Source organism: Nostoc flagelliforme FACHB-838 (assembly GCF_014698065.1).
In the GTDB taxonomy this organism is placed as follows: Bacteria; Cyanobacteriota; Cyanobacteriia; order Cyanobacteriales; family Nostocaceae; genus Nostoc; species Nostoc flagelliforme_B.
The window spans coordinates 42,396-55,537 of the sequence record NZ_JACJSI010000045.1 but is presented as its reverse complement, the minus strand read 5'-3'; the positions used below and the strand labels follow the sequence as shown (position 1 = coordinate 55,537).

Genomic DNA, 13,142 nt, shown 5'->3' with positions numbered 1-13,142 from the left:
AAGAAATATCTCAAAGCCCTATTTTATCGTGCTGACTAGCTAGTCAAGGATGCTTGCGCTTGCATCTTAAGAGCTAGTCACAGCAAAGCTTTGATAGTTTTTGGAGATGTCTAGTGGCTTTGCTGTCACTTGAGGACTTTCTGACTTTTCACGGTAAGTCCTCAAACCTCGAAACAACGTGACTTTTTCCACAGGCTAATTCTCAATAGCTCTAAGCTAATGAGAATAGCTAACATAAAAATCAAGGTTTGGAAAAGCTCAAAATGGCGTTTTCCAGATGCCGTGAAAAGTCAGATGTCTAAGACGCGATCGCCAAGAGAAAAAGCCATTATCGCGCAAGTGGTTATGGTAACACAGGCGCTTAACATTGAGCAATACAATTGTTACATATTCTCATGCTTTCAGCAGACAATAACTATTACAGGAACAGCCATGCTGTTAAATAGTAGCTAGCTGTCCTCCTCACTTTTTCTTTTATGGTTAACAGATTTAAATCTGTGATTTCAAGAATTATTCAGATAGTTATTGGTGATTACTGGGCAGAAATCATCAGTGGGCATCCTCACTGCATCTACTATTTTGGCCCTTTTCAAACATTTCTTGAAGCGGAAGCTGCTTGTCCTGGGTATATTGATGACCTTAAAAGCGAGGGAGCCTTGGGGATAAAAGTCGTCATTAAACGTTGCCGCCCAGATGCTCTGACTATTTGTGATGAAGAAGTGAGTTATAGCAATTATTCAGTTGAGTGAGGTAAGTCAGAAGTAATTAAACACAGATGAATTTGCACCTCAGCAGAATCTGATTTTTCCTGTTAAGTCTCTTTTGCAAGCTGCCAGCCCTCACAGAGGTCGGTTTCTTTGGATTAAAGCCCATCAACGTCGAGCAAGTAGAATAAAAGCAACGATAAAACTACTTAAGCTACATGTCTCAAGTTTCGATCGTCATTCCGACTTTAAATGAAGCAGCCAGCTTGGGGCGCACATTGCGCCAACTGACTTTACTTAATCCGCCTCCTTTGGAGGTGATAATTGTAGATAGTGGTAGCGAAGATCAGACACTAGCTGTTGCAAAGCAAGGTTTTGGATCATTCAATCAGTCTCTATGTATACAAGTTCTCTCATGTGAGCGGCGTGGGCGTTCTATTCAAATGAATTACGGTGCATCGGCTGCAACTGGAGATATTCTTTGCTTTCTGCATGCAGACACTTGGGTGCCGGATGACCTAATTACCATCATTAACAAAACTCTGGCAGAGCCAACCATTGCTTGTGGAGGATTTATTTCTCTGATGAGTGGATCTCAAACAACTCGTTGGGGTATCTCTCTGCATAACTATCTAAAAACCTATTACGCACCATTGCTATTTAAACCTCACCTGTTTTTTCGAGGATTGCGTCTGTTGTTTGGAGATCAGGTAATGTTTTGTCGTCGCACTGACTTTTGGGATTGCAGTGGATTTGATGAGGCATTGCCGATTATGGAGGACGGAGATTTATGCTTAAAACTGGTTAAAAAAGGACGTATTCATCAGGTGAATCGTATTGTTCACTCTTCAGATCGTCGCGTAGCAAAATGGGGTAGCTTTAAAGCAAATGCAATTTACCTTTACATTGGGTTTTTATGGGGAATTGGTGTTGATGCAAATTATCTTAAACAATTTTATCAAGATATTCGCTGATTCAGGCTCCAGTCATAGTACAAATAGGAAATCGGCGTTGAGGCATTCATTGGCAAGTCTGTTTCTAGGTAAGAGCGGATATATTCTGGAATGGAAGATTTAACTTTGAGAAAGTCTTGACGATACCATTTAAAAATTTTGCTACAATAGAGCGTTTTTTTATCTGAGTCATAACGGACTTTTTCAGGATTGTTAATAAAGCGCCGAGCATCTTCATCTAACTGCTGGGTAACTTGTTCAGGAAAATAAGCTCCAGCACGCAGTAACGGGCAACCAACCGAAGCGCAGACAATTGCAAAATGAATTCGTGGCTCCTGTAAATTTTTCCGCAGAATCTGGTTTTCTATTTCGGCTAAACTGTAATATTTGTCAAATATATAGTAGGCACGGCGTTGAAAGAACCACAAAAAAGCCAGCCAGTTGGGAATGCCTAAGATTAACGGACGGATTGACTCAAGCGGGTATCTCTCCAAAATTGTCGAAACGGTGAACGCATTGTAAAGGTTAATCCACAACGCCAATTGCTCAAAATTGTTGGAATTAGACTTAAAATCCAGATTTTTTTGACTCGATAACCAATTAGCGATCGCTTGAGGTTGCTCCGTTTTCCAAGCAAAATAGTTTACACGACCGTCTTGATCAACATACTGACGCAACAATCTATTCCAGGGTTCAAAATCAATCATTATCGCTGTATTGATATGTTAACGGTAGTTTTATATCATCAAACTCATAACCCAATACGTTGGGGTTAAGATGTAATATGGCACAGCATCAACGGTTAACAGTACTCATGTCAGGGTAGCGATCGCCAGCTGCCACATTTTTGGGTGCAACTGCTTCTAGTTGATTCAAATCTTTTTCAGTCAGGGTAATTTCGGTAGCTGCAATATTCTCCTCCAAATAAGTACGGCGTTTTGTACCAGGAATTGGCACAATATCTTCTCCTTGAGCCAAAAGCCATGCTAGTGCAAGCTGACTAGCAGTTACTCCTTTTTCGCTAGCGATCGCTTTAACTTGTTCTACTAATTGCAGGTTTTTATAAAAATTCTCACCTTGAAAGCGAGGAGAATTTCGGCGATAGTCATCAGGTGCAAGATCATCAGGGGTAGCGATCGCACCTGATAAAAATCCTCTTCCTAATGGGCTATAAGGAACAAACCCAATTCCTAATTCCCGTACAGTTGCTAAAATTTCATCCTCTGGTTCTCGACTCCAAAGAGAGTATTCTGTTTGCAGGGCACTAATGGGGTGAACTGTTACAGCCCGTCTAATCGTCGCTGGAGCAGCTTCAGAAAGCCCTAAATAACGCACTTTTCCTTGCTGCACTAACTCTGCCATCGCCCCGACAGTATCTTCAATGGGTACGGTTGGATCTACACGATGTTGATAATAGAGATCAATCACCTCAACTCCGAGACGTTTTAGTGAGGCATCACAAGCTGTCTGGACATATTCTGGTTTGCCGCTAACCCCTTTAAAACCACCATCCTCAGTGCGGACATTGCCAAATTTGGTTGCTAACACTACTTGATCTCGACGATCTTTAATTGCTCTGCCTACTAATTGCTCATTAGTAAAGGGGCCATACATATCAGCAGTATCCAGAAAATTCACCCCAAGTTCTAATGCTCGATGAATTGTAGCGATCGCTTCAATTTCATCACGCCCACTATAAAACTCAGACATTCCCATGCAACCAAGTCCGATATTTGAAACCTTTAACCCAAGTTTCCCTAGTTTTCTGGTTTTCATAAAATAATTTCCTAATCATTAAGTAAGTGGGTGGAAAAATTTAAAAGTATGTAACAAAATTTTAACCTCAAACATTCCTCCAGAGAGCCGTCAAGATGACGCTAAATATGATCCTGAAGATAACCCTGGAACCCAAACTACTGTACTAACTACAGAAGAGGGTGATACTCCTTGATCTTGTATATCATGGTTTATTTTGTCAAATTCACACAAAATGGGTATTTATCATTGTTTTAAAAATATATTTAATCATGAGGAAACCTCTAATCTAAAGTTTAGTTAGAGGTGAGGAGCTTTGTTCTCTGCGTTTCTAAACTATACTTATTTCAACCAACCTCTGCATCTAACTATGGAAGGTTTTAAGGCATATATAATAATTACTAAAGTTAAATTTATATGTGATTACTAATACAAAGGAAAAATATTTAGATTATGCACTAATTATTGAAGTGAATAATCAAGTGGGAGTCTATAGTTTTGCCTGTGTCCAGTATTGCAGCCTAAGCCTGTATGCAATGCGCTTGTCGATTACAGCAAGGGCTATATATAGTAATGATTTAATCTGCCGAAATTCCCTATTGTAAATTACTGCTAACACCCCATCGGGGCTAATCTCTTAATTTCTCACTCTAGGTGTACAAAGCTAAATTTAACGCTGAAACTTCTGATAGATTATAAAAGATTTTTTTTGGGTTACAACATTAAATATCTCAGTATTAACTAATCGAATTACAAGGATTGACTGCAATGGAAAATATCAATGCGGCAAAAATGACAGAGCGTTATATTGCTTTGGCTATCGGAATTGCTTATTTACTTTTAGGTTTAGCTGGCTTTATACCAGCTTTAGTTTCATTGCCAGGAACGAACGAATCTTTTATTCCACTTGATGAATCTACTGGCGCTTACTCTGCGGGCTTTGGTTATATCTTTGGTCTAATTCCTACCAACTTTTTGCATAACCTTGTACGCTGCGCTGTAGGATTGTTTGGAATCACTTCTTACAGTAATGCTAGCACTGCCCGCTTGTTCAACCGTGCTTTTGCAATTTCTTATGCGTTGCTGGCTGTCATGGGATTATTGCCTTTCGCTAAGACATCTTTTGGTTTAATGCCACTGTTTGGTTACAATGTTTTGCTCAATGCATTAGCAGCGATCGCAACTGCTTATTACAGCATTGTCATACCAGCTAAAGTCAAGGGCGTTAATGTAGCGGAAAATATTTAACTCTTCTTGTATCTAATAAGTTTGGTGGCAGAAAAAATAATTTCTGCTGTCAATCTTCTTCCAAGACTTGATTTTCTTAGCATAAACCCAGCAAAGTTTTAGAATTTTTCTCTCTTTCTCTCTGTGTTCTCTGTGCCTCTGCGGTTCGTTTTAAATCCTCTAGTGTAGTGTCAGTTAATTGCTGATTGAGGCGATCGCAATGACACAAAACAACAATCCTCCTGACTGGACACGACGACAACTACTCCAGTTCGGGCTAGCAGGGATGATTTTACCACTCGCTGCCTCTCAACTATCCAATTGCCAAAAGCGAAACTTATTAGTTATGGAAAGCTCAAAGCAAGTTGATTCTAGAGCTACTAAAGGACAGTTGTTGTCCCGCCCAACTCGCCCCACAACAACCGCTTTGACCGGGTTACACCCACTAGGGCTGGATGGGCAGCGAGATGGTTTTGTCTATGTACCTGAAACCTATCGAGCAGATCAGCCCGCTCCACTTGTCTTGATATTGCATGGAGCCGGAGGCGACGCGGAGGGTGCGCTAAAAATCCTTTATCATCTGGCAATTCGCTTTGGGACAATTCTGTTGGCAGTAGACTCACGCCAACAAACTTGGGACATTATTCGGGGTGGCTATGGCCCTGATATTGCCTTTATCGATCGCGCACTAACACAAACTTTCAGTCATTATGCGATCGCTCCGAACCAGGTAGCGATCGCCGGTTTCTCTGATGGTGCTTCCTACGCCCTTTCAGTTGGCATTACCAATGGCGACCTATTTAACCACATTATTGCTTTTTCACCCGGATTCATGGCTCCTGCTAGCCAATCTGGGAAACCGCGTGTGTTCATCTCTCATGGAAAGTCGGATACAGTGTTGCCGATTGAACGGTGCAGTCGTCGGATTGTGCAGCAGTTAAAACGAGCAGGCTATGACCTAGAATACCGTGAGTTCAACGGGTTACATACAGTTCCTACTGCGATCGCCCAAAGAGCTATGGAATGGTTTACTGAATCAGAACCGGATAAAGCATTTCATCTGTGACATTAAAACAATTAACATTGCTTTAGATATATTGTTTTTTCCACACCCACCTACTTATCTAAAGAATAGATATGGAAAGAGAAATTAAAGATTCAGATGGAATTACATGGACTTGTATTCAAGCATTTTCAGGTCTTTCAGATACCTCAAAAGCTCAAGATGCAGCTGAGGTCGAAGGAGAATCAGATACTTACTGGGTTGTGTGTACTCCTAGTGGCGGCGCACAGTCTGTACGGCTGAAGTTAAAAGGCAAATGGGAAGAAGAATACTCTGATGAGGCGTTACTCAAGGAAATTAAAACGCAGCAATAATTGGCGTTGTTGATTAATCGGATGAATATAAGTTTCTCAAATTCCTCCTTTTTAAGGAGGATTTAAAGTTTTGGATACCTCAAGTACCATTTTTAAAACAACTTCTAAGATGTACAAGAAAAAGCAATTGATTTTATGACAAATACAGTAATTATTACAGGCGCATCACAAGGAATCGGCAAAGCTACAGCATTATTGTTTGCCCGTCACAACTATAATGTTGTGTTGGCAGCTCGTCAACTTGACCGTTTAGAAGCTACTGCTGCACAGATACGGGAACTTGGACAAGAAGCGATCGCTATTTCTTGCGATGTGAAAGATCCTTTACAAGTAAACAACCTGATCCAGAAGGCAATAGATCATTTTGGTAACATAGACGTATTAATTAATAATGCAGGTATCTTTTGCTTAGGGCCCGTCGAGGATTTTAGCTTAGATGATTGGCATCAGATAATTGATACCAATTTGTGGGGCTACATCCATACTATTAATGCCATCCTGCCCCATTTCTTAGAACGTCGCAATGGAACCATTGTTAATGTCAGTTCGATTGGTGGTATAGAACCGATTCCTTATCACATTCCTTACACAACCACTAAATACGCCATAACTGGGTTGACAAAATCACTACATGCAGAGTTATCACCTAAAGGGATTCACGTTAGCGGAATTTATCCCAGTTTTATCAGTACTCAACTGATGGAACGAGCAATGTTTCGCGGTAAGGACAAAGAAGCGGCTCAGGCGCGTTCTGAGTTGGTAGGTAAAGCAATTCAAGCTCCTGTACTAGAAAAGCCTGAAGATGTAGCAAAATCAATTTGGGAAGCAGTAAAGAATCAGCGTGCTGATGTCATGGTAGGCACAACAAACTTTTGGAAAGCAATTTATCACTTGTCTCCTAATTTGATGCAGTCAGCTATTCGGCGCCTCTTCGGTATGGAAGAACGAACAGGCAGGGGAGCAGGGGGCAGGGAGCAAGGGGGAGAACCCCATATATAAATTTAGGGTTGCTGAAAACTTGGACGCAGTATTTCTTGTGGCACTTTCCGCGACGCTGCACTATGGAAATAAATATTTTTGCTTTTGGGCATAAATAAATTTAGAGCTGCTGAAACCCTTTTTGCAGGGGAATTCCAGTATCTTTCTCCCCTGCCCTCTGCCCCTTTTCCTCTTCTTTAAATCTGCCATTGGAAGTAACAACCGAGGTAGAGGTTATGGCAACAACTTTCCAGTAGTGTAGAGGCGTAAAGTAAGCTGGAAATTTCTCAATGGCATATCAGGGCGTAATTTTGGATGTAGATGGGACGCTTGTTATCAGTAATGATGCCCATGCTCAAGGCTGGGTAGAAGCATTTGCAGCATTTGGCTATGAGGTAGAGTTCGAGCAAGTTCGACCACTGATTGGCATGGGAGGCGACCAGGTTATTCCTAAGTTTGCGCCAGGACTTTCTGATAAAGAAGGAAAAGGTAAAGAAATCGCCGACAAGCGCAAAGAACTGATTATCAACAAGTTGGCGGTAAATCTGACTCCTGCGAGTGGGGCGCGGCAATTAATATTGAAGATGCAGGATCAGGGGTTGCGTTTAATCATCGCTAGTTCAGCAACGAGTCAAGAACTGTCAGTGTTGCTCAAAGCTGCACAAGTTGATGATTTACTCAGTCAGGATGAGGCGGCAACATCTAGCGATGCCGAAGCTTCTAAACCTGCTCCAGATATTGTGGAAGCGGCTTTGAGCCAGTTGAAGATCCAGCCATCCGAGGTAGTAATGCTGGGCGATACTCCCTACGATATTGAATCTGCAAATAAAGCTGGTGTTAACGTGATTGCGTTTCGTTGCGGTGGTTTTGATGATAGTCAATTAAAAGATGCGATCGCAATTTACAACGAGCCTGCTGACTTGTTAGCACATTATGACACCTCACCTCTAGCAACCAAAGCAATGACGAGCAAATAATCATTTAAAAATGCCCCCGTTTACTGCTTTGGCCAGTTGCCAGCTTTTCCAGGCATGTTGATGCTTCTTTGTACAGTTTAAATTTGCTTTCACTGGCACGAAACTCTCTTGTGTGAACCATTCTTCTGCCCTCAACCCAATTTGTGCCGTGGTACTTGTGCAGCAATTCGTGATACAAAACAAACTCACTCACAAATTCAGGTACACTATCATTGTCAAGGGTCAAGCTGATCACAACCCGATCTCTAGCTGACTCATAGTGCCCAAACTTCCGGTAAGTATGAATTTGGCTCCATGCAAGACGCGGTTTGGCAAGAGTTGCAGCAAAGTATTCACGGTTGAGTTTGTCAAATAACTCATTTAGGTTATAAAACTTGCCTTGTGGGTTTTCTGCAATCACTTCCGCAATTAAATCAAGCTCTAGCAGTACATTACTGTATTCTTCAGAACTGGCAAACGACCTAATTAGTCGCGTATTATCTTGATTTTTCCCAAAAAAAGCAGATTCCACTAATGCTGTCATTACTTCTTCTGACGCATTGATGAATCCCTCATTAACAATAATATGAGCAGCATCACCAGACCTTTTGACTTTGTATAAAAGTGCAAAACTAGTGAATTCAATCATTAGTTTTACTGATTGTTGTTCATGTTTTACTAACATTTTTTTAGCAATTTGCTGCATACGAAAAGTACTTTCTAGGTGAAGTTGTAGGTTAACTTCGTCCGTTAAGAACTTCATCCAAGAGTAGATTTGCCGCAATGAACGACTTAGGTTTGCTGGTGTTGCTTGCTTGTTAAAACATATTTCTTCAATTGCTGTTACTGTTTTTACTAAAGTTTGTGTTATTTGTTGAGCCTGTGTAGATTTTAGAGTAGAATTAGACACTAAGTTAAAAATCGACTGCAAAATAATTTTCTGTTGTGTTTTAATATTTTTTAATCGAATATTCTCAATGTTCATTTATTATGTTATTTTTCGGATATTTGGATAAAAACTTACTACAAAAACCAATCATTGGGCTTATAAACTGTTACTTCTGTAGAAGCAATAGCCAGAAACTTTTCTTTGAATAGGTCAAATATAGCTCTATTGAAGTTAAACTCCCTCCAGTATTAGAAGCGATCGCTTTATAGTCGGCTCAGAATAAATTTACTTTTTGGTGATAAAAACACTACTACTAGATATATAAATATTCTATAACCCACGAAAGATTTAGATATCTTCAGCACTTTCTAATATCAGGGAATATACTTTAATCCCCCCATTGCACTCATGGAATCGTATGACGTTGTAATTATCGGCGCTGGTCATAATGGCTTAGTTTGTGCTGGCTACCTTCTGAAAGCTGGTTACAGCGTTCTGTTATTGGAAGGGCGATCGCTCCCCGGCGGCGGTTCTACAACTGAAGAACTTATGCCTGATGAAGCACCTGGTTTTAAATTTAGTCCTTGCGCGATTAACCATCTGTTTATTTTCTTAGGGCCAGTCATCCAAGAATTGGAACTGCATAAGTACGGCTTGGAATATCTTAGCTGCGATCCAGTTGCCTTTTGCCCCCATCCAGATGGGAAGTACTTCTTAGCTCACAAATCGGTGGAAAAGACTTGTGCGGAAATTGCCCGTTACAGTCAACGTGATGCTGAAAAATACGCTGAATATGCCGATTTTTGGCAGCGCTTTATTACAGGGATTGCTCCTTTCTTCAATGCACCACCCAAATCAATTGTTGATATTGCTGGTAATTACAATCTCAATAGTCTGCAAGACTTATTTTCCCTTCTAGGTGGCTCTAACACAACCCTTGATTTACTGCGTACCCTACTCAGCAGTGCCACAGATAATATTAACGAATATTTTGATTCTGAGTTTGTCAAAGCACCTCTGGCTAGACTCTCAGCCGAACTGAGTTCCCCTCCCTCACAAAAAGCTATGTCCTTTGGGGCGATGATGATGATGTTGCGTCATAATCCCGGTATGGCAAGACCGCGTGGCGGTAGTGGCGGACTTGTGGAAGCTTTGGTGAAGCTGGTACAAAGTGAAGGTGGTACGATTCTCACCGACCAAAAGGTAGAAAAAGTATTGGTAGATGATGGTAAAGCTGTCGGTGTGCGGGTTGCTGGTGGCAAAGAATATCGGGCCAATAAAGGTGTAATTTCAAGTATTGATGCCAAGCGCTTATTCTTGCAACTGATGGATAGTAGCGATGTCGATAATAGCGATCGCAACTTGCGCGAAAGGTTAGACCGCCGCATCATTAACAACAATGAAACCATCCTCAAAATCGATTGTGCTTTATCTGAACCCTTGCGCTTTGTCCACCACAATCACCAAGATAATTATCTGATGGGTTCTATTCTGATTGCTGATTCCGTCAATCATGTAGAACAAGCTCATAGTCTGATTACTCTGGGCAAAATTCCTGATGAAGACCCATCGATGTATGTAGTGATGCCTACCGGACTCGACCCATCAATGGCGCCAGAAGGCAAGCACACATTATGGATAGAGTTTTTTGCACCTTATCAAATTGCTGGTGCAGACGGTACGGGGTTAAAAGGTACGGGTTGGACGGATGAACTGAAAAACAAAGTTGCAGACAGGGTGATTAATAAACTGGCGCAATATTCCCCCAATCTGCAACATTCAATCATCGCCCGTCATGTAGAAAGTCCGGCTGAGTTGGGAGAACGGCTAGGGACTTACAAAGGTAATTATTACCATATTGATATGACCTTAGAGCAGATGCTTTGCTTCCGTCCGTTGCCGGAATTAGCTAACTATAAAACACCAATTGATAACTTGTATCTTACTGGTGCTGGAACTCATCCAGGTGGTTCAATTTCTGGTTTGCCGGGACGCAACTGTGCGCGTGTGTTTTTGCATAATGAGCAACCCATCGCCCAGAAAATCAAGGAAGCAGGAGGTTCAATTAAATCTGCGTTTGCATCTGTCTTGAGGAATGAATCAGACTAAGAGGCTGTTTGAAAAGTGCTGGGTGATGTATCACAAACTTTAGATCCTCCTAAATCCTCCTTAAAAAGGAGGACTTTGAGAAGATTATTCCCCTTTAAAAAGCTACGGTGTACATACAAGTCTTTGGTGAGGTCATTTAAGATTTATCGCGCAGATAGATCCTAAGCTACCTCAGGTTTTGCTATGCAAAACCTCTCCCTCTCCTTATCAAGGCTACGGTGTAGACACAAGCCTTTTAGAGTTGCTATGTAATAGCGTAGAGTAGGCTAATTTTTACAAGTTTATTGGCATTGCGAGTCGATGTAATAGCATTGCAGGTCGATGCAATAGAATTGCAGGTTAAAATATAAAGCAGCTTTAAAGACTTTTGTGTATACGGTAGCCTTATCAAGGAGAGGGATGTCCGATAGGACAGGGTGCAATACCGTTTAGTTAAGCTTTCTTTTCCCCCCTGCCTGCCTTAGCGGAAAAATTTCTTTAACCCAAGCGTATTGGGACAGGGTGAGGTTTTTGTTTTGGGTAAATTTTGTGAGGTTTTTTGATCAGGTTCCTGATGCTTTTTAGCCGAAATGATCAAAAGCCTATAAAATCCTTACAGATCCTTCCTGTGACGCTTTCAAATTCCCCAATAGACAGAGAACTGCAACCGTAATAGTAACTAAGATGTGGATGTAGGAGAGTTATTAAGGAATATTTACAATGGCAACTGAAACTAATAAAGCGATTGAATTATCTACTGAAGCTAAAGCCTATAACGGTGTCGATCGCAATGCTTGGATTATTGGGTGGAATCCCCAACAAGAGTTGTGGAATGGGCGTTTAGCGATGATTGGCTTTGTTTCTTACGTACTTTGGGATTTAGCTGGCTATAGCTTAGTACGTGACGTACTCCACTTGGTTCGCTAAATCTTCGCTTATATTTATCCCCCGTTAGGGGAAATGAATAAAGAACAACTTAGTAGCCTCTTAGTACTTAACTTACTGGTGATGTAAAGTCTAACGCCAAGTTTATAGATGGACGCACTAATACAATTGCGAAGGAGAAAATATGATAACTAAAGATACAATACGTGCATTAGGAGTATTTGCTAATTCTCAAGGAATAGAGCAGGCAATTAATGAATTGAAAACTGCAAACTTTTCTATAGAGAAAGTTTCTGTCATTGCTAAAGATGCGGATCAGGGCGATCGCGTAGGTGAGGCGCAGATGAGTGATCGCATCGGTGATCAAGATGTCAATACAAGCGGGCCAGTAAGAGAGGCACTGGCAGCAAGTACTTGGGGTAGCGTGTTAGTTGGTTTGAGTAGTCTGGCACTTCCCGGCTTAGGAGCCGTGCTAGCAGCAGGTTCTGTAGGTGTAGCATTAGTCACTAGTGTAGGAGGTGTTGCTGTGGGAGCCGCAGCAAATCAGAATTTACTCAAGGCATTAGGCGATTTAGGCATACCCGAAGAGAAAGCCAGAGTTTATAGCGATCGCCTCCAGCAGAGTTATTATTTGCTCATCCTAGAAGGCTCAGAAGAAGAGATTCATCGCGTTGAACCAATATTACGCGATCGTGGTATTGAATATTGGGGCGTTTATGATTCCGCGCAGGCTTCAAATGGTGAGGGAAACTAGTACTTTGTTCAAAACAAAAAGGTTTTTCACAGGTGTTGCTATATCTGTGCATTGAATCCAGAATTTTTAACGAATTCTGATAGCGATTATTGTGCGGATTATCTTAAGAAAAATAACGGAGTAAACCTGATGCGTACACAGCAGCATACCTGTGAAATCAGCCAACTCCTAAAAACTTTTGATGCCTTAATCCAGCTATCCCAAGCTAGCTTTGACTATCAGTTAGTGCTGACAGATATTTGGATAAAGGCATTTTCGGAACTAACGCGGGAGTTGGCCTCTTACGAAGCCAAGGGTGAAACAATTGACAATTGGCGACAGTTTCTGGAAGTCTGGAGTAATATATTTGACCGAGAATTTGCACATAAGTTCCGTTCAGAAGATGCCCAGGCAATTCAAGGGAAATTCTTGAAGGTAGGCATGAGTTATTGGGTTGAACAACAACACCTGCTAGAAGGAGTTCGCAAGAAGCTTGATCTGCCGATTTGTAATCAGAGGGATGAAAGTCAGATTTAATTACATCTAATTATTTCTACCTTTTTTGTTAATCCTAAAGCTAGATGTGGTTTTTGGGAT

At 41.2% G+C, this 13,142-nt stretch carries 15 protein-coding genes; 12 read left to right on the top strand and 3 right to left on the bottom strand.

The window, feature by feature from the left end; all coding sequences use genetic code 11:
* Positions 1-219 precede the first annotated feature (219 nt).
* The 3 genes from H6G97_RS21070 to H6G97_RS21060 all read left to right on the top strand — a co-directional run bounded on the left by H6G97_RS21070 (position 220) and on the right by H6G97_RS21060 (position 1,678).
* Complete coding sequence (locus tag H6G97_RS21070) at positions 220-453, top strand: hypothetical protein (RefSeq protein WP_190942636.1); 234 nt, start codon at positions 220-222, stop codon at positions 451-453.
* A 44-nt stretch (positions 454-497) separates the two neighbouring features.
* Positions 498-749 (top strand): DUF1816 domain-containing protein, encoded by a 252-nt coding sequence (locus H6G97_RS21065; protein WP_338421801.1) that lies wholly within the window; start codon positions 498-500, stop codon positions 747-749.
* 173 nt (positions 750-922) lie between these two features.
* On the top strand, positions 923-1,678 hold the full coding sequence (locus H6G97_RS21060) for a TIGR04283 family arsenosugar biosynthesis glycosyltransferase (RefSeq protein WP_190942634.1): 756 nt from the start codon (positions 923-925) through the stop codon (positions 1,676-1,678).
* Here H6G97_RS21060 and H6G97_RS21055 read toward each other — a convergent pair.
* Both H6G97_RS21055 and H6G97_RS21050 read right to left on the bottom strand, forming a co-directional pair.
* Positions 1,663-2,364, bottom strand: coding sequence for a DUF547 domain-containing protein (locus H6G97_RS21055; protein WP_190942633.1), 702 nt, complete (start codon positions 2,362-2,364; stop codon positions 1,663-1,665). The two genes, H6G97_RS21060 and H6G97_RS21055, sit on opposite strands and share 16 nt — an antisense overlap.
* An 88-nt stretch (positions 2,365-2,452) precedes the next feature.
* On the bottom strand, positions 2,453-3,433 hold the full coding sequence (locus tag H6G97_RS21050; RefSeq protein ID WP_190942632.1) for an aldo/keto reductase: 981 nt from the start codon (positions 3,431-3,433) through the stop codon (positions 2,453-2,455).
* A gap of 747 nt (positions 3,434-4,180) precedes the next feature.
* Between H6G97_RS21050 and H6G97_RS21045 the strand changes: the two genes are divergently transcribed.
* The 5 genes from H6G97_RS21045 (at position 4,181) to H6G97_RS21025 (ending at position 7,971) form a co-directional block, all read left to right on the top strand.
* The gene (locus H6G97_RS21045; protein WP_190942631.1) at positions 4,181-4,660 is read left to right on the top strand and encodes a DUF4383 domain-containing protein; all 480 of its coding nucleotides are present in this window, start codon (positions 4,181-4,183) and stop codon (positions 4,658-4,660) included.
* A 199-nt stretch (positions 4,661-4,859) separates the two neighbouring features.
* The gene (locus tag H6G97_RS21040; RefSeq protein WP_242055042.1) at positions 4,860-5,705 is read left to right on the top strand and encodes an alpha/beta hydrolase; all 846 of its coding nucleotides are present in this window, start codon (positions 4,860-4,862) and stop codon (positions 5,703-5,705) included.
* Positions 5,706-5,776: 71 nt separating this feature from the next.
* Positions 5,777-6,016, top strand: a complete 240-nt coding sequence (locus tag H6G97_RS21035) for a hypothetical protein (protein ID WP_190942630.1) — start codon at positions 5,777-5,779, stop codon at positions 6,014-6,016.
* A gap of 135 nt (positions 6,017-6,151) precedes the next feature.
* Positions 6,152-7,015 carry an SDR family NAD(P)-dependent oxidoreductase gene (locus H6G97_RS21030; RefSeq protein WP_190942629.1) on the top strand — a complete coding sequence of 288 codons (864 nt, stop codon included), beginning with the start codon at positions 6,152-6,154 and terminating at the stop codon, positions 7,013-7,015.
* A 269-nt stretch (positions 7,016-7,284) separates the two neighbouring features.
* Complete coding sequence (locus H6G97_RS21025; RefSeq protein WP_190942628.1) at positions 7,285-7,971, top strand: HAD family hydrolase; 687 nt, start codon at positions 7,285-7,287, stop codon at positions 7,969-7,971.
* A 4-nt stretch (positions 7,972-7,975) separates the two neighbouring features.
* On the opposite strand, the gene H6G97_RS21020 is transcribed toward H6G97_RS21025, so the two are convergent.
* The gene (locus H6G97_RS21020) at positions 7,976-8,935 is read right to left on the bottom strand and encodes a M48 family peptidase (RefSeq protein WP_190942627.1); all 960 of its coding nucleotides are present in this window, start codon (positions 8,933-8,935) and stop codon (positions 7,976-7,978) included.
* Between the two features lie 312 nt (positions 8,936-9,247).
* Here H6G97_RS21020 and crtO point away from each other — a divergent pair, with 312 nt between their 5' ends.
* The 4 genes from crtO to H6G97_RS21000 all read left to right on the top strand — a co-directional run bounded on the left by crtO (position 9,248) and on the right by H6G97_RS21000 (position 13,082).
* A complete protein-coding gene (gene crtO, locus H6G97_RS21015; protein ID WP_190942626.1) occupies positions 9,248-10,948 on the top strand; it encodes a beta-carotene ketolase CrtO in 1,701 nt (566 codons plus the stop codon).
* 699 nt (positions 10,949-11,647) lie between these two features.
* Complete coding sequence (locus H6G97_RS21010) at positions 11,648-11,854, top strand: chlorophyll a-b binding domain-containing protein (protein ID WP_190942625.1); 207 nt, start codon at positions 11,648-11,650, stop codon at positions 11,852-11,854.
* 142 nt (positions 11,855-11,996) lie between these two features.
* Positions 11,997-12,566 carry a general stress protein gene (locus H6G97_RS21005; RefSeq protein ID WP_190942624.1) on the top strand — a complete coding sequence of 190 codons (570 nt, stop codon included), beginning with the start codon at positions 11,997-11,999 and terminating at the stop codon, positions 12,564-12,566.
* Positions 12,567-12,695: 129 nt separating this feature from the next.
* Positions 12,696-13,082, top strand: a complete 387-nt coding sequence (locus H6G97_RS21000; RefSeq protein WP_190942623.1) for a poly(R)-hydroxyalkanoic acid synthase subunit PhaE — start codon at positions 12,696-12,698, stop codon at positions 13,080-13,082.
* The last annotated feature ends 60 nt before the right edge of the window (positions 13,083-13,142 follow it).

Coding starts and splice junctions, on each gene's coding strand:
- crtO (WP_190942626.1), top strand. CDS start 9,248: ATGGAATCGTATGACGTTGTAATTATCGGCGCTGGTCATAATGGCTTA.
- H6G97_RS21025 (WP_190942628.1), top strand. CDS start 7,285: ATGGCATATCAGGGCGTAATTTTGGATGTAGATGGGACGCTTGTTATC.
- H6G97_RS21035 (WP_190942630.1), top strand. CDS start 5,777: ATGGAAAGAGAAATTAAAGATTCAGATGGAATTACATGGACTTGTATT.
- H6G97_RS21000 (WP_190942623.1), top strand. CDS start 12,696: ATGCGTACACAGCAGCATACCTGTGAAATCAGCCAACTCCTAAAAACT.
- H6G97_RS21055 (WP_190942633.1), bottom strand. CDS start 2,364: ATGATTGATTTTGAACCCTGGAATAGATTGTTGCGTCAGTATGTTGAT.
- H6G97_RS21010 (WP_190942625.1), top strand. CDS start 11,648: ATGGCAACTGAAACTAATAAAGCGATTGAATTATCTACTGAAGCTAAA.
- H6G97_RS21020 (WP_190942627.1), bottom strand. CDS start 8,935: ATGAACATTGAGAATATTCGATTAAAAAATATTAAAACACAACAGAAA.
- H6G97_RS21050 (WP_190942632.1), bottom strand. CDS start 3,433: ATGAAAACCAGAAAACTAGGGAAACTTGGGTTAAAGGTTTCAAATATC.
- H6G97_RS21005 (WP_190942624.1), top strand. CDS start 11,997: ATGATAACTAAAGATACAATACGTGCATTAGGAGTATTTGCTAATTCT.
- H6G97_RS21045 (WP_190942631.1), top strand. CDS start 4,181: ATGGAAAATATCAATGCGGCAAAAATGACAGAGCGTTATATTGCTTTG.
- H6G97_RS21070 (WP_190942636.1), top strand. CDS start 220: ATGAGAATAGCTAACATAAAAATCAAGGTTTGGAAAAGCTCAAAATGG.
- H6G97_RS21030 (WP_190942629.1), top strand. CDS start 6,152: ATGACAAATACAGTAATTATTACAGGCGCATCACAAGGAATCGGCAAA.
- H6G97_RS21040 (WP_242055042.1), top strand. CDS start 4,860: ATGACACAAAACAACAATCCTCCTGACTGGACACGACGACAACTACTC.
- H6G97_RS21060 (WP_190942634.1), top strand. CDS start 923: ATGTCTCAAGTTTCGATCGTCATTCCGACTTTAAATGAAGCAGCCAGC.